This is a genomic window from Variovorax sp. 10N412 (genome assembly GCF_056394985.1).
On the sequence record NZ_JBFTIO010000023.1, the window covers coordinates 40,416 to 60,743 of the forward strand.

20 protein-coding genes are annotated in these 20,328 nt (G+C 66.8%); 5 read left to right on the plus strand and 15 right to left on the minus strand.

The annotated features are described in order from the left end of the window. Positions 1–30 precede the first annotated feature (30 nt). Positions 31–1,107, plus strand: a complete 1,077-nt coding sequence (cgtA, locus tag AC1DJH_RS30970) for an Obg family GTPase CgtA (protein ID WP_478188330.1) — start codon at positions 31–33, stop codon at positions 1,105–1,107. Positions 1,108–1,191: 84 nt separating this feature from the next. Next, on the plus strand, positions 1,192–2,331 hold the full coding sequence (proB, locus tag AC1DJH_RS30975; RefSeq protein WP_435485233.1) for a glutamate 5-kinase: 1,140 nt from the start codon (positions 1,192–1,194) through the stop codon (positions 2,329–2,331). A 52-nt stretch (positions 2,332–2,383) separates the two neighbouring features. On the opposite strand, the gene AC1DJH_RS30980 is transcribed toward proB, so the two are convergent. Then, a complete protein-coding gene (locus tag AC1DJH_RS30980; RefSeq protein ID WP_478188331.1) occupies positions 2,384–2,974 on the minus strand; it encodes a CNP1-like family protein in 591 nt (196 codons plus the stop codon). Further along, complete coding sequence (locus tag AC1DJH_RS30985; RefSeq protein ID WP_435437289.1) at positions 2,925–3,590, minus strand: RNA pyrophosphohydrolase; 666 nt, start codon at positions 3,588–3,590, stop codon at positions 2,925–2,927. Before AC1DJH_RS30985 ends, AC1DJH_RS30980 begins: the two co-directional genes overlap by 50 nt. A gap of 147 nt (positions 3,591–3,737) precedes the next feature. On the opposite strand from AC1DJH_RS30985, the gene AC1DJH_RS30990 reads away from it, so the two are divergent. Both AC1DJH_RS30990 and AC1DJH_RS30995 read left to right on the plus strand, forming a co-directional pair. Then, positions 3,738–5,483, plus strand: coding sequence for a proline--tRNA ligase (locus AC1DJH_RS30990; RefSeq protein ID WP_478188332.1), 1,746 nt, complete (start codon positions 3,738–3,740; stop codon positions 5,481–5,483). Further along, the gene (locus AC1DJH_RS30995; RefSeq protein WP_478188333.1) at positions 5,480–6,160 is read left to right on the plus strand and encodes a lytic transglycosylase domain-containing protein; all 681 of its coding nucleotides are present in this window, start codon (positions 5,480–5,482) and stop codon (positions 6,158–6,160) included. Before AC1DJH_RS30990 ends, AC1DJH_RS30995 begins: the two co-directional genes overlap by 4 nt. A 15-nt stretch (positions 6,161–6,175) precedes the next feature. Here AC1DJH_RS30995 and paeA read toward each other — a convergent pair whose 3' ends face one another. The 6 genes from paeA to hemA all read right to left on the minus strand — a co-directional run bounded on the left by paeA (position 6,176) and on the right by hemA (position 11,737). Beyond that, complete coding sequence (gene paeA, locus AC1DJH_RS31000) at positions 6,176–7,486, minus strand: polyamine export protein PaeA (protein ID WP_478188334.1); 1,311 nt, start codon at positions 7,484–7,486, stop codon at positions 6,176–6,178. A gap of 52 nt (positions 7,487–7,538) precedes the next feature. Further along, a complete protein-coding gene (locus tag AC1DJH_RS31005; protein WP_435437246.1) occupies positions 7,539–8,057 on the minus strand; it encodes a cupin domain-containing protein in 519 nt (172 codons plus the stop codon). 16 nt (positions 8,058–8,073) lie between these two features. Continuing rightward, positions 8,074–8,400, minus strand: coding sequence for a Grx4 family monothiol glutaredoxin (gene grxD, locus AC1DJH_RS31010; protein ID WP_093134857.1), 327 nt, complete (start codon positions 8,398–8,400; stop codon positions 8,074–8,076). A gap of 30 nt (positions 8,401–8,430) precedes the next feature. Further along, positions 8,431–9,282 carry a peptide chain release factor N(5)-glutamine methyltransferase gene (gene prmC, locus AC1DJH_RS31015; RefSeq protein ID WP_478188351.1) on the minus strand — a complete coding sequence of 284 codons (852 nt, stop codon included), beginning with the start codon at positions 9,280–9,282 and terminating at the stop codon, positions 8,431–8,433. Further along, positions 9,282–10,370: a peptide chain release factor 1 gene (prfA, locus tag AC1DJH_RS31020; protein ID WP_478188335.1), complete on the minus strand. Its 1,089-nt coding sequence runs from the start codon at positions 10,368–10,370 to the stop codon at positions 9,282–9,284. The genes prmC and prfA overlap by 1 nt, the downstream gene beginning before the upstream one ends. A gap of 95 nt (positions 10,371–10,465) precedes the next feature. After that, the gene (hemA, locus tag AC1DJH_RS31025) at positions 10,466–11,737 is read right to left on the minus strand and encodes a glutamyl-tRNA reductase (RefSeq protein ID WP_472125372.1); all 1,272 of its coding nucleotides are present in this window, start codon (positions 11,735–11,737) and stop codon (positions 10,466–10,468) included. A 112-nt stretch (positions 11,738–11,849) separates the two neighbouring features. Between hemA and AC1DJH_RS31030 the strand changes: the two genes are divergently transcribed. Beyond that, positions 11,850–12,128 carry a hypothetical protein gene (locus tag AC1DJH_RS31030; RefSeq protein WP_478188336.1) on the plus strand — a complete coding sequence of 93 codons (279 nt, stop codon included), beginning with the start codon at positions 11,850–11,852 and terminating at the stop codon, positions 12,126–12,128. Between the two features lie 7 nt (positions 12,129–12,135). Here AC1DJH_RS31030 and AC1DJH_RS31035 read toward each other — a convergent pair whose 3' ends face one another. The 7 genes from AC1DJH_RS31035 to ugpB all read right to left on the minus strand — a co-directional run bounded on the left by AC1DJH_RS31035 (position 12,136) and on the right by ugpB (position 20,168). After that, positions 12,136–12,627, minus strand: a complete 492-nt coding sequence (locus AC1DJH_RS31035) for a GNAT family N-acetyltransferase (RefSeq protein WP_478188352.1) — start codon at positions 12,625–12,627, stop codon at positions 12,136–12,138. Between the two features lie 50 nt (positions 12,628–12,677). After that, positions 12,678–15,158, minus strand: a complete 2,481-nt coding sequence (locus tag AC1DJH_RS31040) for a DUF3772 domain-containing protein (protein ID WP_478188337.1) — start codon at positions 15,156–15,158, stop codon at positions 12,678–12,680. Between the two features lie 52 nt (positions 15,159–15,210). Further along, the gene (gene ugpQ / locus AC1DJH_RS31045; RefSeq protein WP_478188338.1) at positions 15,211–15,957 is read right to left on the minus strand and encodes a glycerophosphodiester phosphodiesterase; all 747 of its coding nucleotides are present in this window, start codon (positions 15,955–15,957) and stop codon (positions 15,211–15,213) included. A gap of 3 nt (positions 15,958–15,960) precedes the next feature. Further along, positions 15,961–16,968 carry a sn-glycerol-3-phosphate ABC transporter ATP-binding protein UgpC gene (ugpC, locus tag AC1DJH_RS31050; RefSeq protein WP_435437254.1) on the minus strand — a complete coding sequence of 336 codons (1,008 nt, stop codon included), beginning with the start codon at positions 16,966–16,968 and terminating at the stop codon, positions 15,961–15,963. 2 nt (positions 16,969–16,970) lie between these two features. Continuing rightward, positions 16,971–17,822, minus strand: coding sequence for a sn-glycerol-3-phosphate ABC transporter permease UgpE (gene ugpE, locus AC1DJH_RS31055; protein WP_435437255.1), 852 nt, complete (start codon positions 17,820–17,822; stop codon positions 16,971–16,973). 42 nt (positions 17,823–17,864) lie between these two features. Next, positions 17,865–18,746, minus strand: coding sequence for a sn-glycerol-3-phosphate ABC transporter permease UgpA (gene ugpA, locus AC1DJH_RS31060; protein WP_478188339.1), 882 nt, complete (start codon positions 18,744–18,746; stop codon positions 17,865–17,867). Positions 18,747–18,854: 108 nt separating this feature from the next. Then, positions 18,855–20,168 (minus strand): sn-glycerol-3-phosphate ABC transporter substrate-binding protein UgpB, encoded by a 1,314-nt coding sequence (gene ugpB, locus AC1DJH_RS31065; RefSeq protein ID WP_435437257.1) that lies wholly within the window; start codon positions 20,166–20,168, stop codon positions 18,855–18,857. Positions 20,169–20,328: the final 160 nt, after the last annotated feature.

Sequence of the window (20,328 nt, forward strand, 5' to 3'; positions counted from 1 at the left end):
GGGCTTCTTCATTTGTAAACTGGACATCCCATGAAGTTCGTCGACGAAGCCTTCATCGACATCGCTGCCGGCGATGGCGGCAACGGCTGCGTGTCGTTCCGTCATGAGAAGTACAAGGAATTCGGCGGCCCCAATGGCGGTGACGGCGGCCGCGGCGGCCACGTCTTCGCAGTGGCCGATTCGAACCTGAACACGCTCGTCGACTTCCGCTATTCGCGCCGCCACGAGGCCAAGCGCGGAGAGCACGGCATGGGCTCCGACATGTTCGGCGCCGCCGGTGACGACATCACGCTCAAGATGCCGGTCGGCACGATCATCTCCGACGCGGAAACGGGCGAGGTCCTGTTCGAGCTGCTGGAGGAAGGCGAAGTCATCACCATCGCCAAGGGCGGCGATGGTGGCTTTGGCAACATGCGTTTCAAGAGTGCCATCAACCGCGCACCGCGTCAGAAGACGCCTGGGTGGCCTGGCGAGAAGCGCAGTGTCAAGCTCGAACTGAAGGTGTTGGCCGACGTCGGTCTGCTCGGCATGCCGAATGCCGGCAAGTCGACGCTGATCAGCGCCATCTCCAATGCACGCCCGCGCATTGCGGACTACCCCTTCACCACGCTGCACCCCAACCTTGGCGTGGTGCGCGTCGGTCCGGAACAGAGCTTCGTCGTGGCCGACCTTCCCGGCCTGATCGAAGGTGCTGCCGAAGGCGCCGGCCTCGGCCATCTCTTCCTGCGCCACCTGCAGCGCACGCGCCTTCTGCTGCACGTGATCGACATGGCGCCGTTCGACGACGCTGTCGACCCGGTCGCCCAGGCCAAGGCCATCGTCGGCGAACTCAAGAAGTACGACGCCGCACTCTACGAAAAGCCGCGCTGGCTCGTGCTCAACAAGCTCGACATGGTGCCGCTCGAAGAGCGCCAGGCGCGGGTCAAGGACGTCGTGAAGCGTCTGCGCTTCAAGGGGCCCGTGTTCGAAATCTCGGCACTCACGCGCGAAGGCTGCGAGCACCTGGTGCAGGCTGTCTATCAGCAGGTCAAGGCGCAGCATTTGGCCGAACAGGTGCCGGTCGTCGTCGATCCGCGCTTCACGCCGTTGCCGCCCGAGAGCGCCTGAGCGACAACACAGCATCGCCCCTCTGATGCTGCCCAGTGACAGACCGCAGCACAACTCGCAGCATTCAAGATCGCACTGCCAGAAATGACCACGAACTCCGGATCCACTGCCTTGCGGGATGCCCGCCGAATCGTCGTCAAGGTGGGCTCCAGCCTCGTGACCAACGAGGGCCGTGGTCTCGACGAGGCGGCCATCGGTGAATGGTGCCGGCAACTGGCGGCGCTGGTGCGCGACGGGCGCGAGGTCGTCATGGTGTCGAGCGGCGCGATTGCCGAGGGCATGAAGCGGCTTGGCTGGCGCACGCGGCCGCACGAAATCAACGAGCTGCAGGCGGCAGCAGCCGTCGGGCAGATGGGCCTGGCCCAGATGTACGAGACCAAGCTGCGCGAGAACGAAATCGGCAGCGCGCAGGTGCTGCTGACCCACGCCGACCTGGCCGATCGCGAGCGCTACCTCAATGCCCGCTCGACGCTGGTCACCTTGCTCAAGCTGGGGGTCGTGCCCGTCATCAATGAGAACGACACGGTCGTGAACGACGAGATCAAGTTCGGCGACAACGACACGCTCGGTGCGCTCGTGGCCAACCTGGTCGAGGCTGACGCGCTGGTGATCCTGACGGACCAGAAGGGTTTGTACACCGCCGATCCGCGCAAGGACCCTGACGCGAAGTTCGTGCACGAGGCCGCCGCCGGCGATCCAGCGCTCGAGGCGATGGCCGGTGGTGCGGGTTCCAGCATCGGCCGCGGCGGCATGATCACCAAGATCCTCGCGGCCAAGCGCGCTGCCGGTTCGGGCGCTTCCACTGTCATCGCCTGGGGCCGCGAGCCCGACGCGCTGCTGCGCCTGTCGCGCGGCGAGTCCATCGGCACGCTGCTGGTGGCGCAAACTGCCAAGCACCAGGCCCGCAAGCGCTGGATGGCCGACCATCTGCAACTGCGCGGCGCCGTCGTCGTCGATGCGGGGGCCGCAGCCAAGGTGCGCGCCGAAGGCAAGAGCCTGTTGCCGATCGGCATGACCAGCGTGTCGGGAGAGTTCTCGCGCGGCGACGTGATCGCGGTGCGCGATGTCGACGGCGTCGAGCTGGCTCGGGGCCTGGCCAACTATTCGAGCGTGGAAGCGCGCCTGCTCTGCCGCAAGCCCTCGGCCGAATTCGAGCGTTTGCTGGGCTATGTCGCCGAACCTGAAATGGTCCACCGCGACAACATGGTGCTGATGCCGAGCTGAAAACGACAACGGGGCGCGACGCCCCGTTTTCATTGACGCGGCGCAGCGCGGTTTACTGCACTTCCCGAATCGGGTTGCGGATGTTCTGGACCATTTCTCCCACCGAGGAGCGCGGCGCATTGCCGCGGCACAGTGCCTGGGTAGACAGCGCACGGGTGTAGCTGGAGTTCATGGCGTTGATCTGCTTCCACTCCGGCGCCGCTGTCTCTTGCCAGATGCCGTTGTTGAAGCGCGCATAGCTCTTCATTTCGGCTGTCGAACAGCGCACACCCTCGTAGAAGGCATTGACTGCACTTCCGCTGCGGTTGTGCGCCACCACCACGTAGCGCACGATGCCGTCGTCCGTGATGACGATCGTGCTGGGGTCTACACCGAAGGTCAGGCTCATGTACGGCGGCATCTGGATGTGCAGCAGGCGGTTTTCGCTGAAAGCCGGCGGCGGCGGCACGGCGGTTTCTTGCCACTCTTTCTCGGTGCCGTAGCGCTTGGGCGGCAGCGGCATGCCCGACTGGGCCCAATCGGGGTTGTCCGTGTCGTATTGACCCGATGCGCATCCAGCCAGGATGCCGAAGCAGGCAAGCAGAAGCACCCGTTCAGCGTTGCGTCGGAAGGAAGGGCGCTTTGTGGTGGGAAGGAGGTTCATCGCTCGCGGAAGGAATGTCGGGATGCGGATCGAAACTGCCGCCGGGCGGCAGGTCCAGTCCGGGGGGCGCCCCGGCGTCCAGCGAATGGCGCTCGAACTCTCGAGCGCGCACGTTGCTGCGCAGGAAGCGATTTCGGAAATCCTGCCGTGGCAGGTAGCGAGCAAGCTCGGTGAGCGCCATCTCGTAGACGCCGCGCTTGAACTCGACGACCACGTCGAGCGGCACCCAATAGTCGTGCCAGCGCCAAGCGTCGAATTCGGGATGGTCGGTGGCACGCAGGTTCAGATCCCAGTCGTGACCGACAAGTTGCAGCAAATACCAGATTTGCTTCTGGCCTTTGTAGTGGCCCCGTGCGTCACGGCGGATGAACCGATCCGGCACCTCGTAGCGCAACCAGTCACGGGTACGGGCAACGATGCGCACATGCTCCGGATGGAGACCCACCTCCTCGTGCAGTTCCCGGAACATGGCTTGCTCGGGACTTTCGCCGCGGTCTATGCCGCCTTGCGGAAACTGCCAGGAATGCGTACGTATGCGCTTGCCCCAGAAAACCTGGTTTCTCTGGTTGAGCAGGATGATGCCGACGTTGGGCCTGAAGCCGTCCCGGTCGAGCATAATCAAACCCCAATTTTTGAACTGAGTCGATTATGCATGCCGGGGTGTCCCCGGCAAGCTGCCGATGCCAGGCTCTCAGGGTCTCTCCGGGGGAGCAGTCCCCCACTTCCCACTTTCGAGTCCAGCGAATCCATCCGAACGATCCCGATGAAAGCTTCCCGATTTTTTGTCTCCACCCTCAAGGAAGCGCCCGCTGACGCCGAGGTCGCGAGCCACCGGCTCATGACGCGTGCCGGCATGATCAAGAAGCTCGGCACGGGCATCTACACGTACATGCCCATGGGCCTGCGCGTGATCCGAAAGGTCGAGGCCATCGTGCGCGAGGAAATGAACCGCGCCGGTGCCGTCGAGATGGCGATGCCCGTCGTGCAGCCGGCCGAGTTCTGGCAAGAGACCGGCCGCTTCGAGAAGATGGGCCCCGAGCTGCTGCGCATCAAGGACCGGCATGACCGCGACTTCGTGATCCAGCCCACCAGCGAAGAGGTGGTGACCGACATCGCGCGCCAGGAAATCCGCAGCTACAAGCAGCTGCCCAGGAATTTCTACCAGATCCAGACCAAGTTCCGCGACGAGCGCCGTCCGCGCTTCGGCCTCATGCGCGGGCGCGAATTCATCATGAAGGACGCGTACAGCTTCGACCGCGACCTCGACGCCGCCAAGGCCAGCTACCAGGTCATGGCGCAGGCCTACCGCAACATCTTCGATCGCTTCGGCCTGCGCTACCGCGCCGTGGCTGCCGACAGCGGCGCCATCGGGGGCGACCTGAGCGAAGAGTTCCAGGTGATCGCCGCGACGGGCGAGGACGCCATCGTCTACTGCCCCGACAGCAACTACGCCGCCAACATGGAAAAAGCCGAGGCGCTGGCACCGGCCGGCCCGCGCCCCGCCGCCGCCAAGGCGCTTGAGAAGACCGCCACGCCGGCCAAGAGCACCTGCGAAGACGTCGCCGCGCTGCTCGGCGTGCCGCTGTCCACCACCGTGAAGTCGCTCGTGCTGGCCACCGACGTCGTCGACGCCGCCGGCAACATCAAGGGCGCGCAGGTCTGGTTGCTGCTGCTGCGCGGCGACCACGAGATGAACGAGATCAAGGTCGGCAAGCTGCCGGGCCTGGACAAGGGCTTCCGCTTCGCCAACCTGGCCGAAATCGACGAGCATTTCGGCTGCAAGCCCGGCTACCTGGGCCCGCTGAACCTCAAGAAGCCCGTGAAGCTCGTGGCCGACCGCGAGGTGGCCGTCATGGCCGACTGGATCACGGGCGCCAACGAGGTCGACTTCCACATGACCGGCGTCAACTGGGGCCGCGACCTGCCCGAGCCCGAACTCGTGGCCGACCTGCGCAACGTGGTCGCCGGCGACGCCTCGCCCGACGGCAAGGGCGTGCTGGCCATCGAGCGCGGCATCGAAGTGGGCCATGTGTTCGTGCTCGGCACCAAGTACAGCAAGGACATGAATGCCACCTATCTCGACGAAGGCGGCAAGCCGCAGTTCCTCGAGATGGGCTGCTACGGCATCGGCATCACGCGCCTGCCTGCCGCCGCCATCGAGCAGAACCACGATGAGCGCGGCATCATCTGGCCCGACGCCATCGCGCCCTTCACCGTGGTGGTCTGCCCGATCGGCATGGACCGCAGCGCGGAGGTCAAGACCGCCGCCGAGGCGCTTTACGAAGAGCTGCTCGCCAAGGGCGTCGACGTGCTGCTCGACGACCGCGGCGAGCGCCCCGGCGCGATGTTCGCCGACTGGGAACTCATCGGTGTGCCGCATCGAGTGGTCATCTCCGACCGCGGCCTGAAAGAGGGCCAGCTCGAATACCAGCACCGCCGCGACACGGCAGCCACCAAGGTGCCGTCGGCCGGCATCGCCGACTTCATCACCGGCAAGCTCGCTGCATGAGCCTTGAGGGCGGCCTCTCGCGGCGCCAGTGCCTGGGCGGCGCCGTGAGCGCGGGCGCCCTGACGGTGCTGTCGCTGCCACAGACCGCCCTGGCCGGCGCGCAGATCGAGGAGCCGCTCATCGACTCGGTGCGCACCGCGCTGAGTTCGGCCATCCACAACAAGGCGCCCCCGGTTCCCCAGTTTGCGAACACCGAGGCTCGCCTGGCGTACCTGCGCTGGCTCGGCGAGATGAGCGAACGGCTCAAGAAGAAGGTGGCCGATGCGCCCTCGCGCATCGAGTTCCTGCAAACCGCGTGGTACGAGGCCAAGCGCTCCGGGCTGGAGGTGAGCCTGGTGCTCGGGCTGGTTCAGGTCGAGAGCAACTTCCGCAAGTTCGCGGTGTCGAGCGCCGGGGCGCGCGGCTACATGCAGGTCATGCCGTTCTGGACGCGCGTGATCGGCGACAGCGATTCGGCCAAGCTCTTTCACATGCAGACCAACCTGCGCTTCGGCTGCGTGATCCTGCGCCACTACCTCGACCGCGAGAACGGCGACCTCTACATGACGCTGGGCCGCTACAACGGCAGCCGTGGCAAGTCGCCGTACCCGAACGCGGTCTTCGCGAACCAGCGGCTCTGGGCGTTCAACGACAAGGACCGCGAGCGCGAGAAAGACAAGGACCGCTCGGCGGCCTGAAACCTGTAGCGCCCGTCAGGCGGCCGGCGCCTTCGCTGTGCCCGAGCCCTTCGTGACCATCACCTGGTCGATGCGGTAGCTGTCCACGTCCATCACCTCGAAGGTGTAGCCGCCCCATGTCACGTTGTCGGTGCGCTTGGGCACGCGGCGCAGCATCACCATCAGGAAGCCCGCGAGCGTTTCGTATTCCTCCGAATGCGGCAACTCGTCGATGTGCAGCGCGCGCTGCACGTCCTGGATGGGCGTGATGCCGTCGATGAGCCATGAGTTCTCGTCACGCCGCACGATCTGCTCTTCGTCGGGCATCGTCACCAGGTCGCCCATCACCGTGCTCATCACGTCGTTGAGCGTGATCACGCCCACCACCAGGCTGTACTCGTTGACGATGATCGCGAAGTCTTCATGCGCCTGCTGGAACTGCTCGAGCACCTCGGTCAACGAGAGCCGGTCGGGAATGACCAGCGCCTTGTGCAGCGGCAGCCCCTGGTCGAAGGCCAGCGGCTGGCCGCTGAGCACGCGCTGGAACATGTCCTTTGCGTCGACATAGCCCAGCACGTGGTCGATGTCGCCGTCGCACACCGGATACGCCGAGAAGGGCTCGGCCACGATGCGCGCACGCAGCACTGACTCGGGGTCGTCGTGCAGGAACCAGGCGATGCTCTCGCGGGCCGTCATCACACTGCTCACCAGGCGCGTCTCCAGCTCGAACACATTGGCGATCACCTGCTGCTCGCGCACCGCGAGCACGCCCGCACGTGCGCCGGCCTCGGTCATGGCCAGGATGTCGGCCGAGGTGATCTTGTCGTCGCGAACCAGTGGCATGCCCAGCAGCTTGAAGAGCATGTCGGTCGAGCGGGTGAAGAACCACACCAGCGGCTTGAAGGTGGTGATGAGCACCTGCATCGGCCCGACCATGCGCACCGCGAGCTGTTCGGGATTGCTCATGCCCAGGCGCTTGGGGAACAGGTCGGCAAACACCAGGAACACCGCGATCACGATGACGAACGAGCACAGGAACGCGACGTTGGCGGAGGCCTCGACGCTCAACCAGCGCTCGAAGAACACCGCGAAGTAGGGGCTGAGCGAGCCTTCGCCGACCACGCCGCCGAGGATGGCCACGGCGTTCAGGCCGATCTGCACCACGGTGAAGTAGTGGCCTGGCTGCTCCTGCACGCGCAGCACCTTTTCCGCCCGCGGGTCGCCTTCGTCGGCCATCTGGCGCAGGCGCAGGCGGCGCGAGGCGGCCAGCGTGATTTCGGCGAGGGAGAAGAACGCGCTCAACGCGATCAGCAAGACGATGATGAGCAGGCTTTGGGTCAGGTTCATGGTGGCACGGCGAAGAGCGCCATGGTGCCATGACTCGGCCCCGGAAAAGCGCTCAGACGCCGCCGTGCGGGTGCGTGGGGTCGACCCACAGCACCGATTCGGGCTTTTCGACGGGTTCGATGTCGAGGTTCACAGCCACCGCTTCGCCATCGCTGCGGCACAACACGCATTCCAGCGACTCCGTCGCGCTCGCGTTGATTTCCTGGTGCGGCACGAAGGGCGGCACGTAGATGAAATCGCCGGGTCCGGCCTCTGCCGTGAACTCGAGCTTCTCGCCCCAGCGCATGCGGGCCCGGCCGCGCACCACGTAGATCACCGATTCGAGGTGGCCGTGGTGGTGGGCGCCGGTCTTGGCATCGGCGTGGATGGTCACCGTGCCGGCCCACAGCTTCTGTGCGCCGACGCGCGCGAAGTTGATGGCCGCCGCCCGGTTCATGCCGGGCGTCTGCGCGGTATTGACGTCGAGCTGGTTGGCCGCGACCACGCGCACGCCGTCGTGCTTCCAGGCCGGTTCGGCCGAATCGACCGGATGGTCGTCGTGAGTGTGCGAATGGCCGTGATCGTGGCTCATTGCAGTCCTCGTGAAATCAGGCGGGGCTGCCGTTCACCACTTGCTGCAGCTCACCGGATTCGTACATCTCCATCATGATGTCCGAGCCGCCGATGAACTCGCCCTTCACGTACAGCTGCGGAATGGTGGGCCAGTTGCTGTATTCCTTGATGCCCTGGCGGATGCCGTCGTCTTCGAGCACGTTGACGGTCTTGAGCGCCTTGGTGTCGACGCCGACCGCCTTCAGGATCTGGATGGCGCGGCCCGAGAAACCGCACATCGGGAAACTCGCATTCCCCTTCATGAAGAGCACGAGTTCGTTGGTTTTGACGAGATCGTCGATGCGTTGCTGAGCGTCGGACATGGGGAACTCCTGAAAAGTGGGCTGAGGGGATTATTTCACCGCGCGCCAGATTCCGCCTGAGCAGCGCGGGATGCCGGCAAGGTCGTCGCGGCTTTGCACGTCGGCAAAACCGCGCCCGGCGAGCAGCTGCCGCACCGCCGGGGCCTGGTCGTGGCCGTGTTCGAGCAGCAGCCAGCCGTCTTGTGCGAGGTGATCGGGGGCGTGCTGCACGATCCGGCGGATGTCGTCGAGGCCGTCGGCCCCCGCCACCAGCGCGGAAACCGGCTCGTGGCGCAAGGCGGGCAGGTGCGGGTCGCCAGCGGCGATGTACGGCGGGTTGCTGGCGATGACCGTGTACCCGCTGCCCGCGCCATCGAGCCAGTTCGCCTGGGCGAAGCGCACCGGCAGGCCGAGGCGCCGGGCATTGGCCAGCGCCACCGCAAGCGCGTCGGCGCTGGCTTCGACCGCATCGACCTGTGCGTCGGGGCGGGCGTGCTGCAGGGCCAGCGCGATCGCGCCGCTTCCCGTGCCCAGGTCGAGCACGCGCGGCGCGGCGCGGCCTTCGAGGCACTGCAGGGCCCATTCGACCAGTGTCTCGGTGTCCGGGCGGGGCACCAGCACGCGCGCATCGACCCGCAGGTCGAGGCCGTGGAATTCCTTTTCGCCCAGCAGGTAGGCCACCGGCTCGCCCGCCAGGCGGCGCGACAGCTGCGCGGCCAGCGCGGACCACGCGGCACCGGGCATCGCATCGGTGTCGTGCGCGAGCAGCCAGGCGCGGTCGTGCGGGGCGCGGCCCAGGGCGTGCAGCAGCAGCAGCTGTGCGTCGAGCCGGTCCACGCCCAGCGCGACGCCCGCCGCGAGCGCCTGCGCCACGGTCGAGGGCAACGGGTTTTCGGTGCCCATCACGCCGGCAGGCTCGATTCCAGCTCGGCCAGCTGCTCGGCCTCGCGCGCGGCGCGCAGCGCGTCCAGCACGTCGCCCAGGTCGCCTTCCATGATGGACAGCAGCTTGTAGAGCGTGAGGTTGATGCGGTGGTCGGTGAGCCGCCCCTGCGGAAAGTTGTACGTGCGAATGCGGTCGGAGCGGTCGCCGCTGCCGATGAGCCCCTTGCGCATGGCCGCGTCCTTGGCGGCGCGCTCGCTGCGGTCCTTTTCCTGGATGCGCGCCGACAGCACCTGCAGCGCCTTGGCCTTGTTGCGGTGCTGGCTGCGGTCGTCCTGGCACTCGGCCACGATGCCGGTCGGGATGTGCGTGATGCGCACGGCCGAGTCGGTCTTGTTGATGTGCTGCCCGCCCGCGCCGCTCGCGCGATAGGTGTCGATGCGCAGGTCGGCCGGGTTGATCTGGACCGCCACGGTCTCGTCGGGCTCGGCCAGCACGGCGACGGTGCAGGCGCTGGTGTGGATGCGGCCTTGCGTCTCGGTGGCCGGCACGCGCTGCACGCGGTGGCCGCCGGACTCGAAGCGCAGCTTGCCGAAGACGTCGTCGCCGACGATGCGGATCACCACTTCCTTGTAGCCGCCGAGCTCGCTCGCGCTCTCGCTCACGACCTCGCAGCGCAGGCCGGCGCGCTCGCAGTAGCGCGTGTACATGCGCAGCAGGTCGCCCGCGAACAGGGCGGACTCGTCGCCGCCGGTGCCGGCGCGGATTTCCATGAAGGCGTTGCGCGCGTCGTCCGGGTCCTTGGGCAGCAGCAGGCGCTGCAGCTCCTCTTCGAGCTGGAGCAGCTCGGGCTCGGCGCCTGAAATTTCTTCCTTCGCCATCTCGGCCATGTCGGGGTCGTCGAGCATCTCCTTCGCACCGGCGATGTCGGCCTCGCGCTGCCTGTAGCGCTCGTAGCGGCCGGCGATCTGCGTGATCTCGGCGTGCTCTCGCGAGATGGTGCGGTACTGCGCCATGTCGCTCATGATGTCCTCGCGCGAGAGCAGGAAGTCGAGTTCGCCCAGGCGCTGGACGTAGCGTTCGAGTTGATGGCGCAGAAAGGATTTCACGGCGGAAGGGGACTCGGAAAAATGAGGGGTTGCGGCCGTGCGATTGCAGGGCGCAAGGAAGCTGCGGCCACGGGGCCGCGCGGTGGCCCGCGTCGCTAACGCTCTTTGCGCAGGAACAGGCGCGAGATGGTCTGCGCCGTCTGCTCGCGCGAGGCGGCGTCGCCCGCGTGCAGCTCGGCCATGGCGCCATGCATCATTTTTTGCGTGAGCCCGCGCGACATGGCTTCGAGCACGGCTTCGACCGATTCGCCCTTGGCCAGCAGCTTGCGGGCGCGCGCCAGCTCGGCGGCGCGCCATTCGTCGGTCTGCGCGTTGAGCTGCTGGATCAGCGGCACGGTGCCGCGCTGGTCCAGCCAGTGCATGAAGCTCTGCACGCCCGCGTCGATGATGACTTCGGCCTGCGCCACGGCGGCCTGGCGATTCGCCTGGCCCTGCTGCACGACCTGGGCGAGGTCGTCCACCGTGTAGAGGTAGATGTCTTCGAGGGCCTTCACTTCGGGCTCGATGTCGCGCGGCACGGCCAGGTCGACCATGAACATCGGGCGGTGCTTTCGCGCCTTGAGCGCGCGCTCCACGGCACCCAGGCCGATGATCGGCAGCGTGCTGGCGGTGCAGCTCACGACGATGTCGAACTCGGCCAGCCGCGCGGGCAGGTCGGCCAGCCGCATGGCTTCGCCGCCGAAACGCGAGGCCAGCTTTTCGCCGCGTTCGAGCGTGCGGTTGGCAATGGCGATCGACTTGGGTTCCCTGGCCGCGAAGTGCGTGGCCGCGAGGTCGATCATTTCGCCGGCGCCGACGAACAGCACGCGCGTCTTGCGCAGGTCTTCGAAGAGCTGGCCGGCCAGGCGCACCGCGGCGGCGGCCATGCTGATGGAGTGGGCGCCGATCTCGGTGGCGGTGCGCACCTCTTTCGCCACGGCGAACGAGCGCTGGAACAGCTGGTTGAGCGTGCTGCCGAGCGCGCCGGCGGTTTCGGCGGCGCGCACGGCGTCCTTCATCTGGCCGAGGATCTGCGCCTCGCCCAGCACCATGGAGTCGAGCCCGCTGGCCACGCGGAAGGCATGGCGCGCAGCCTCGTCGTCATGCAGGGTGTAGGCATGCGAGCGCAGCAGGGCCGGGGCCACGCCGCCGCTTTGCGCCAGCCAGCCGAAGGTGTGGTCGAGCGCGATGTGCTCCGAGGCACAGTAGATCTCGGTGCGGTTGCAGGTGGAGATGATCGCGGCTTCGACCTGGGGGTGGCGGCCGGTGCCGAAAGAGCTGCGCAAACTCTGCAGCGTGGGGGCGATCTGATCGAGCGCGAACGCGAAACGACCGCGCAGATCAAGCGGCGCGGTCGTGTGGTTCAAGCCGAGAGCCCAGACTGACATGCGCGTGATTATAAAATCAGCAGCCGCGCCTGGCTTGCGCAGGGACAAATGGCTTTCCCTATGACAGCCATAACACTGCCCGCATGACCCGACGCATGCATACCCCCTCCCGATGGACCTTCTGGCCCTCCTGAATCACCTGCTCAATTTTGTGGCACCCGCGGCTTTCCTGGCCCTGGTGCTGGCCTTGGCCGGGCGTTTCCTGGGCGGGCGGCGCGCCGGCGTGCCGCGCTGGTGGGTGCAATGCGCATTCACCTTCCTGGCCGGGGTGGTCGTGTCGGTGGCCGGTCTCGTGGTGTCCGGTCGCGACGGGACGATGGCGACCTATGCCGTGCTGGTGGCGGTCTGCGGCACGGTGCAGTGGCTGGCGATGCGCGGCTGGCGCCGCTGACAGCCGCTCAGTCCAGCGCCCGGACCATGTAGACCGGATCGCCAGGGTAGGTGGCGAGCCGGGCCTGCTGGTCGGGGCCGGCGGGTTGCCCGGCTCCGTAGCCCTGGCGCAGCCAGAAACCCACCGAAGACTGCACCGACACCAGCGTCGAATGCCGCCAGCCGGCCTGCGCCGCATGGGCCCAGGCATGGCGCACCAGCCGCGGCCCGAGGCCCAGCCCCGAGGCTTCGGGGTGCACGGCCAGGTCGTGCAGGTACAGCGTATCGGCCGCGGCGGCCACCTCGAACTCGCCGTGCAGCGGCGTCAGCTTGCCCACCACCGACGGGTAGCCCGTCAGATAGGCCCGCACCCCACCCCCGTGTTCCCCGTGTTCCACCACCCAGCCCGTGTGCGGTGCGGCCGCGAGACGGCGCGCGATCAACGCGCCGTCCTCCACGAACCCCGCGCCGTAGCAGGCCAGCTGGATCGCCAGCACCGCGTCGAGGTCGTGCACGTGCATGGCGCGCACGACAAGGGCCCCAGATGCGCCCACGGCTTCAGCGCCGCCTTTCAACCTTGCACGCCCGGAATCGGAGACGCCGTCGAAGAAGGCACGGTGGGCGTGGCCAGCGGCTCCGGTGCAGCCGCTGTCGCCGCCATCACCATCGTCGGAACCGCCAGCGGCAGCGAGGCCTTCTTCAGCTCGTCGAGGATCACGAACAGCAGGTCGCTGCGCACGCCGCCCGCCAGCCGGGGGCTCGCCACGTAGGCGATGGCCTGGAAGATCAGCAGCCCGTTCTCGATGCCTTCGAGGGTGAGCGAGGGCGCCGGCGTTTCTAGCACGCCTTCGTGCGCCCTGCAGGCTGTGAGGATCAGTTCGCGCACGCGCTGCGCGTCGGTGGTCAAGGGCATCGGCAGGCGGATCAGGACGCGGCCCTCGGCGTTGGACAGCGTCATGTTGCGCACGGTCTTGGTGATGAACTCCGAGTTCGGCACGATCAGCGTCGAACGGTCGCCCAGCACGATTTCCGTGGCCCGCACGTTGATGCGCCGCACGTCCCCCTCGGCTGTGCCCAGCACCACCCAGTCGCCCACCTTCACCGGCTGTTCGGCCAGCAGGATCAGGCCCGAGATGAAGTTCTGCACGATCGCCTGCAGGCCGAAGCCGATGCCCACCGACAGTGCGCTCGCCACCCACGCGATGCGCTCGATGCCGATGCCCATCGCCGAGAGCGTGAAGGCAACCACCAGAATGCCGCCCACGTAGCCCAGCAGCGTGGTGATGGAGCTCTGCATGCCCGGCTCGAGCTGCGTGTTGGGCAGGTAGCTGCGTTCGAGCCAGCGCTTGAACACCCGCAGCACGATGAACCCGATCACCGCCACCGCAAGGGCGCTCAGGATGGCGCCCGGCACCAGCTGGAATTCGCCCACCTTCACGCCGGAGCCCAGCTTGCCGCTGCGCTGGAATACCTCGCCCGGCGAAGTGCCCAGGGGCGCGGCCAGCGCGATCAGCATGTACACGAACAGCGCCACCCGGCTGATGCCCGAGAGCACCGTAGCCGCCTGGTCCAGCGTCTGCGGCGCGAGCCCGAAGCTTTTCTGCAGCTTCTGGCCGAAGGCGCTGCGCGACGACACCACGGCCGTGAACACGTCGTCGGCGAACTTGAACAGCACGTAGAAGGCCGCGGCCACGATGCCGGTCCAGGTCAGCTGCGAGGCCAGGAAGCTGCCCAGCGCCACATAGCCCAGGGCCACCAGCACCCAGATGGCGATCATCAGCACGCCGATCAGCGCGACCAGCAGGCCGACCCACATCGGCCGCTCGGGCAGTCCGGCCTCCGGCGCGTTGGCGCGCAGCGCCTTGAGCCGGTAGATCACGGTGCCTACCAGCGCGGTGAGGACGAGCGCCGTCAGCACGTGCGTGGCCACCACGGCTGCAAAGCTGGCGTCGACCAGCGCATTGATCTCGGCCGGCGTCCAGGCCAGCGCCGCCACCAGCGCCACCAGCCACGGCAGCACGGCGAGCTTGCTGGCCGTGGCGTCCGGAATGGGCGGCAACCGCCACGAAGGGCGGGAGGTGGCCAGCAGCGCGCGGCCCAGTCCGATGACGAAGGCCATGAACGTCAGCGCCTGCGCGGTCGACTGCAGCGCCTTGCGCGCCTGCGCGTCCCATGTGGCGTGGGCCTTGAGTACCTCCACGAAGCCGTGCGCGGCCACTGCCACCAGCAGAATGTGGCTCGCCACGATGGCAATCACCAGCAACGAGCGCCGCAGCCGTCCGGCAGGCAGCACCCGCATCGCCAGGCGCGTGAGCGCGTGCTCGGCACCCCAGATGCCCCCGAAAGCGAGCAGCAGCGCGCCGACCAGCGTGGCGATCACCAGCGTGCGCGACGCGGGCGCCAGGGCCTGCGCAAAGCCGTCGTCGAGCGCCGAGCCCATGGCCTGCAGCCGCTCCATGTCGTCGGGCCAGGCCTCTCGCAGGGCGGTCCAGAAGGCGCCGGTGAGCGGCGAGGCCGCGCGCTCGGTGAGCTGGGCCTCGAACAGTTCGCGCCGCTGCGCGACGAGGTCTGCGCCGCGCTGGCGCACGTCGATGGACAGCAGCTTGGCGAGCCGGATGTCCGCGTCGAGCGCATTGCGTTCCTTGGTCAGGCTGGCGCGCTGGCGGGTGATGTCGGGGTCTTCGGTGGCGCCGGCGCCGGGGGCGTTGCCGAGTTCGCCCAGCCGTGCATTGAGGTCGGCGAGGTCGCTGGTGCGTGCGGCCACGAACTTGTCGGCCTGCGCGCCGATGTCGTTGATCAGCCCGAGCTGCTTGCGCGCGTCCTCGTCGGTGCCGTCGCCGCGGGCCGCCTCGGTCGTGATCTTGTTGAACTGCGTGCGCAATTCCGCCACCGTGGGCGCCGGGGGCGCCACCGTGGCTGTGTTGGCTGCGTTGTTGGGGTTGCCGCTGCCGGCGTTCATGCTGGCGTCGGGCTGGGCCAGCGCAAGGCCGCACATCGACAGGGCCAGCAGGGCGGCGAGGCAGTAGCTCGCCAGGCGAGAGGTCCGTTTCATGGCCGCATCATAGAAGCGGCCATGAGGTAAGCGCCTGTAAGAGACGTGTGCCTCAGCCTGCCGGGCTGAAGAGGTCGACCCGGTCGGTGATGATGCCGTCGGTGCCCAGCGTGATGAGCCGCTGCGCGTGCGCCTCCTCGTTGACGGTGTAGCTCAGTGCGCGCATGCCCGCGCCGTGCACCAGCGCGACCACGGCCGCGTCCCACAGCGTGTGCTTGCACACGATGGCCACGCAGCCCAGTCGTTGCGCGGCTTCGAGCCAGCCGGCCCACAGGGTGTCGAGCAGCAGCCCGCGCGGCAACTCGGGTTGCGCGGCCTGCGCGCCTTCGAGCGACTCGACCTTGAAGGAGGTCAGCAGCGGCGGGACGGCCGCGCCTTGCCACCACTGCGCGGCCTGCTGCGCGACCACTTCGCCGGTCTGGCGCTCGGTGCCGGGCGTGGGCTTGATCTCGATGTTGAGCAGATGGTCGTTCGCCAGGCAGAAGCGTGCGAGGTTCTCCAGCGTGGGCAAGGGCTCGCCCGCGTAGCCGGGCGAGTGCCAACTGCCCGCATCCAGTTGCGACAGCGCGCTCCAGGGTTGGGCCCCGCCGGTGCCCTTGGCGCCGGTGGTGCGATCGAGCTTGTCGTCATGCATCAGGAACGGCACGCCATCGGCGCTGAGCTTGGCGTCGCACTCGAACATGCGGTAGCCGTGCGAGGCGCCGAGCCTGAAGGCCGCCAGCGTGTTCTCGGGCGCCAGCTTGCCGGCGCCGCGGTGCGCGACCCAGCGGGGGTAGGGCCAGGGTGTAGACAAAGCCATGGCTCAGTCCGCGCGCTTGCCCGAACCGGCGTCGAACCAGTGCAGCTTTTCTTCGCGCGCCGCGATCTTCACGGTGTCGCCCGGCACCGGCGGACGGTCGCCCTCGTCGGTGCGCATGATGATCTGTTCCTCGCCGATGCGCCCGTACACCAGGCGCTCGGCGCCTAGCAGCTCGACCTGCTCGACCTGCACCGTCCAGCCGCTTTCGTCGAGCTTCATGTGCTCGGGGCGGATGCCCAGGATCTGGCCCGGGCGCACGCCCGGCGCCTGCCTGAGCAGGTTCATCGGCGGCGAGCCGATGAAGCTGGCCACGAAGGTGGTGGCGGGGCGGTTGTACACCTCCTCGGGCGTGGCGAACTGGTCCATCACGCCGCCGTTCATCACGATGATGCGCTGCGCCAGCGTCATGGCCTCGACCTGGTCGTGCGTGACGAACAGCGAGGTGATGCCGAGCTCGCGGTGCAGCTTCTGGATTTCCAGGCGGGTCTGCGCGCGCAGCTTGGCGTCCAGGTTGGACAGCGGTTCGTCGAACAGGAACACCTGCGGCTGGCGCACGATGGCGCGGCCCATGGCCACGCGCTGGCGCTGGCCGCCGGAGAGTTCGCGCGGCTTGCGCTCCAGCAGGTGGCCGAGTTCGAGGATCTTGGCGGCCTTGTCGACCCGCACCTTGATCTCGGGCACCGGCACCTTGGCGATCTTCAGGCCGTAGGCCATGTTCGCGAACACGCTCATGTGCGGGTAGAGCGCGTAGTTCTGGAACACCATGGCGATGTCGCGCTCGGAGGGTTCGAGCTGGTTGACGACCTTGTTGCCGATGGCAATCTCGCCGGCGGAAATTTCTTCCAGGCCGGCCACCATGCGCAGCAGCGTCGACTTGCCGCAGCCCGAGGGGCCCACGATCACGATGAATTCATGGTCGGCGATCTCGGCGCTCACGCCGTGGATGACCTGGTTGGCTTTGGGCCCGTGGCCGTAGCGCTTGATGACGTTGCGAAGAGAGAGAGCAGCCATAGTTATTTTTCAGTGTCCACGAGGCCCTTGACGAACCACTTTTGCATCAGGATCACCACCAGCGCGGGTGGCAGCATCGCGAGAATGGCGGTGGCCATCACGACGTTCCATTCGTTCTGCCCGTCGCCGCCGGCAATCATTCGCTTGATGCCGACCACCACGGGGTACATGTCTTCGCTCGTGGTCGCGAGCAGCGGCCACAGGTACTGGTTCCAGCCGTAGATGAACTGGATCACGAACAGCGCCGCAATCGAGGTCTTCGACAACGGCAGCAGCACATCGAAGAAAAAGCGCATGGGGCTCGCGCCGTCCATGCGAGAGGCTTCGGTGAGCTCGTCCGGCACGGTCAGGAAGAACTGGCGGAACAGGAAGGTCGCCGTGGCCGACGCGATCAGCGGCACCGTCAGGCCCGCGTACGAATTCAGCATGTTCAGGTCCGACAGCACCTTGTAGGTCGGCAGGATGCGCACCTCCACCGGCAGCATCAGCGTCACGAAGATGGCCCAGAAGCAGATCTTCTTGAACGGGAAGCGGAAATACACGATGGCGAAGGCCGACAGCAGCGAGATCGAGATCTTGCCGATGGCGATCACCATGGCCGTCACGAAGCTCACCCACATCATGTGCGCCACCGGGGCGTTGGAGCCCGCGCTGTTCTCGCGCCCGAAGAGCGCGCCCTTGTAGCTGTCGATCATGTTCGAGCCGGGCAGCAGCGGCATGGGCGCCTGCACGATCTCCTGCGCGGTGTGCGTGGAAGCCACGAACGCCAGGTACAGCGGGAAGGCGACGATCAGGACGCCGAGGATCATCACCACATGGGCCAGGATGCCCTGTGTGCCGCGTCTTTCAACCATGTCGCGCTCCGCCGGTTGGGGTTTTCTGTTGTTGTTTCATCTTCAGTACTGAACCTTCTTCTCGACGTAGCGGAACTGGATGATGGTCAACGCCACCACGATCACCATCAGCACGACCGACTGGGCGGCCGAACCGCCGAGGTCCAGGCTCTTGAAGCCGTCGTGGTAGACCTTGTAGACCAGGATGGTGGTGTCCTGGCCCGGGCCGCCCTGGGTGGCCGCATCGACGATCGCGAAGGTGTCGAAGAAGGCGTAGACCACGTTGATCACCAGCAGGAAGAACGTGGTGGGCGACAGCAGCGGGAACTGCACCGTCCAGAACCGGCGCCACGGGCGCGCGCCGTCGATGGCGGCGGCCTCGATCAGCGACTTCGGAATCGACTGCAGGCCGGCCAGGAAGAACAGGAAGTTGTAGGAAATCTGCTTCCACACCGAGGCCATGACGATCAGCGTCATGGCGTGGCCGGAGTCGAGCAGGTGGTTCCAGTTGATGCCGATCTTGCCCAGCGCATAGGCCACCACGCCCAGCGAGGGCGAGAACATGAAGACCCACAGCACGGCCGCCACGGCCGGCGCCACGGCGTACGGCACGATCAGCATGGTCTTGTAGAAGGTGCCGCCGCGCGTGATGCGGTCGGCGAACACGGCCAGCACGAGCGACAGGCTGATGCCGATGCTGGCCACCAGCACCGAGAACACGGCCGTCGTCTTGAACGACTCGGCGTAGCTCGAGTCGCCCCACAAGTGCCTGAAGTTGTCGAACCCGACGAACTCGACCGATGTGCCGAACGCGTCTTGCTGCTGCAGCGACTGCAGCACGGCCTGCCCCGCCGGCCAGAAGAAAAACACCAGGATCACCGCCATTTGCGGTGTCAGCAGCAGCCAGGGCAACCAGCCCGAGCGAAAGAAGACGCGTTTTTCCATGAGCCCCTCGTACCCCTCTACGTAAAAAATCCCGCCGGGTCCACTCTTCTACAAGAGTGGACGCGGGCGGGCGATATTAGCCGGACACGGAGGCCCGAACTTCAATCGTTAGCTTTTGTTTGCCTTCTGGAAGCGTTCGAGCTGCTCGTTGCCGCGGGTCACGATGGCGTCCAGGGCTTCCTTGGCCGTTTTCTTGCCGCTCCAGACCTGTTCCAGCTCTTCGTCCTCGATGGCGCGGATCTGCACGTAGTTGCCCAGGCGGATGCCGCGGCTCTTGTCGGTGACCTTGCGGATCATCTGCGTCACGGCCACGTCGGTGCCGGGATTCTGCTTGTAGAAACCCGAGTCTTCGGTGAGCTTGTACGACGCCGTGGTCACGGGCAGGTAGCCCGTGCGCTTGTGGCTGGCGGACTGCACTTCAGGCGTCGAGATGAAGCTGAAGAACTTGGCCACGCCCTTGTATTCGGCGGCCTTCTTGCCCGACATGACCCACAGGCTGGCGCCGCCGATCACGGTGTTCTGCGGTGCGCCGGGCACGTCCGGGTAGTAGGGCAGGGGAGCCAGGCCGTAGGCGAACTTGGCGTTCTTGGCCACGTTGCCGTAGAAGCCCGACGACGTGTTGATCATGGCGCACTCGCCCGACACGAACGAGGCTTCAGGCACGTTGCCGCGGCCCTTGTAGACGAACAGGCCCTGCTTGGCCATGCTGGCCAGGTTCTCGATGTGGCGCTGGTGCAGCGGCGAATTCACCTTCAGCCGTGCGTCCAGGCCCTGCAGGCCGTTGGCCTTGCTCGCGAATTCCACGTTGTGCCAGGCCGAGAAGCTCTCGACCTGCGTCCAGTTCTGCCAGGCGGTGGTGAACGGGCACTTGTGGCCGCTGGCCTTGAGCTTGGCGGCCGCGGCCACCACTTCGGGCCAGGTCGAGGGGGCCTTGTCGGTGGGCAGGCCGGCCGCCTTGAAGGCGTCCTTGTTGAAATAGAAGATGGTGGTCGAGCTGTTGAACGGGAAGCTCAGCATCTGGCCGTTGGGGGCGGTGTAGTAACCGGCCACGGCGGGGATGTAGGCGGCCGGGTCGAACTTCTCGCCGGCGTCCTTCATGACCTGGCCGACGGGAATGATCGCGCCCTTGCTGGCCATCATGGTGGCGGTGCCCACTTCGAACACCTGCAGGATGTGCGGTGCGTTGCCGGCGCGGAAGGCCGCGATGGAGGCCGTCATGGATTCGTCGTACGTGCCCTTGAAGGTCGGGACGATCTTGTATTCCTTCTGGCTCTCGTTGAACTGCTTGGCCAGGTCGTTGACCCACTCGTTGTTGACGGCGGTCATGGAATGCCACCACTGGATTTCGGTCTGGGCGTGTGCCACGTTGAACAGCGTGGTCGCGGCCAGCGCCGATGCCAGCGCGAGCGTCTTGAATCGCATGAAGACTCCTGAAGGGAAAAAGAGAAAGCGCGGATGCTAGGGCATGTGCGTGACACAGCCGCGTCACATTGGCGCACGGACCACGGGTTTCTTCCAATCGGGGAAACCCCTTTGGCCCTGTTTGCATCAAGCCCGGGGCGGCCCGCGGCCCTGCATGGTG

What these genes read in the sequence shown, in the direction of transcription:
- cgtA (WP_478188330.1), top strand. Translation starts at nt 31, where the DNA reads ATGAAGTTCGTCGACGAAGCCTTCATCGACATCGCTGCCGGCGATGGC.
- proB (WP_435485233.1), top strand. Translation starts at nt 1,192, where the DNA reads ATGACCACGAACTCCGGATCCACTGCCTTGCGGGATGCCCGCCGAATC.
- AC1DJH_RS30980 (WP_478188331.1), bottom strand. Translation starts at nt 2,974, where the DNA reads ATGAACCTCCTTCCCACCACAAAGCGCCCTTCCTTCCGACGCAACGCT.
- AC1DJH_RS30985 (WP_435437289.1), bottom strand. Translation starts at nt 3,590, where the DNA reads ATGCTCGACCGGGACGGCTTCAGGCCCAACGTCGGCATCATCCTGCTC.
- AC1DJH_RS30990 (WP_478188332.1), top strand. Translation starts at nt 3,738, where the DNA reads ATGAAAGCTTCCCGATTTTTTGTCTCCACCCTCAAGGAAGCGCCCGCT.
- AC1DJH_RS30995 (WP_478188333.1), top strand. Translation starts at nt 5,480, where the DNA reads ATGAGCCTTGAGGGCGGCCTCTCGCGGCGCCAGTGCCTGGGCGGCGCC.
- paeA (WP_478188334.1), bottom strand. Translation starts at nt 7,486, where the DNA reads ATGAACCTGACCCAAAGCCTGCTCATCATCGTCTTGCTGATCGCGTTG.
- AC1DJH_RS31005 (WP_435437246.1), bottom strand. Translation starts at nt 8,057, where the DNA reads ATGAGCCACGATCACGGCCATTCGCACACTCACGACGACCATCCGGTC.
- grxD (WP_093134857.1), bottom strand. Translation starts at nt 8,400, where the DNA reads ATGTCCGACGCTCAGCAACGCATCGACGATCTCGTCAAAACCAACGAA.
- prmC (WP_478188351.1), bottom strand. Translation starts at nt 9,282, where the DNA reads ATGGGCACCGAAAACCCGTTGCCCTCGACCGTGGCGCAGGCGCTCGCG.
- hemA (WP_472125372.1), bottom strand. Translation starts at nt 11,737, where the DNA reads ATGTCAGTCTGGGCTCTCGGCTTGAACCACACGACCGCGCCGCTTGAT.
- AC1DJH_RS31030 (WP_478188336.1), top strand. Translation starts at nt 11,850, where the DNA reads ATGGACCTTCTGGCCCTCCTGAATCACCTGCTCAATTTTGTGGCACCC.
- AC1DJH_RS31035 (WP_478188352.1), bottom strand. Translation starts at nt 12,627, where the DNA reads ATGCACGTGCACGACCTCGACGCGGTGCTGGCGATCCAGCTGGCCTGC.
- AC1DJH_RS31040 (WP_478188337.1), bottom strand. Translation starts at nt 15,158, where the DNA reads ATGAAACGGACCTCTCGCCTGGCGAGCTACTGCCTCGCCGCCCTGCTG.
- ugpQ (WP_478188338.1), bottom strand. Translation starts at nt 15,957, where the DNA reads ATGGCTTTGTCTACACCCTGGCCCTACCCCCGCTGGGTCGCGCACCGC.
- ugpC (WP_435437254.1), bottom strand. Translation starts at nt 16,968, where the DNA reads ATGGCTGCTCTCTCTCTTCGCAACGTCATCAAGCGCTACGGCCACGGG.
- ugpE (WP_435437255.1), bottom strand. Translation starts at nt 17,822, where the DNA reads ATGGTTGAAAGACGCGGCACACAGGGCATCCTGGCCCATGTGGTGATG.
- ugpA (WP_478188339.1), bottom strand. Translation starts at nt 18,746, where the DNA reads ATGGAAAAACGCGTCTTCTTTCGCTCGGGCTGGTTGCCCTGGCTGCTG.
- ugpB (WP_435437257.1), bottom strand. Translation starts at nt 20,168, where the DNA reads ATGCGATTCAAGACGCTCGCGCTGGCATCGGCGCTGGCCGCGACCACG.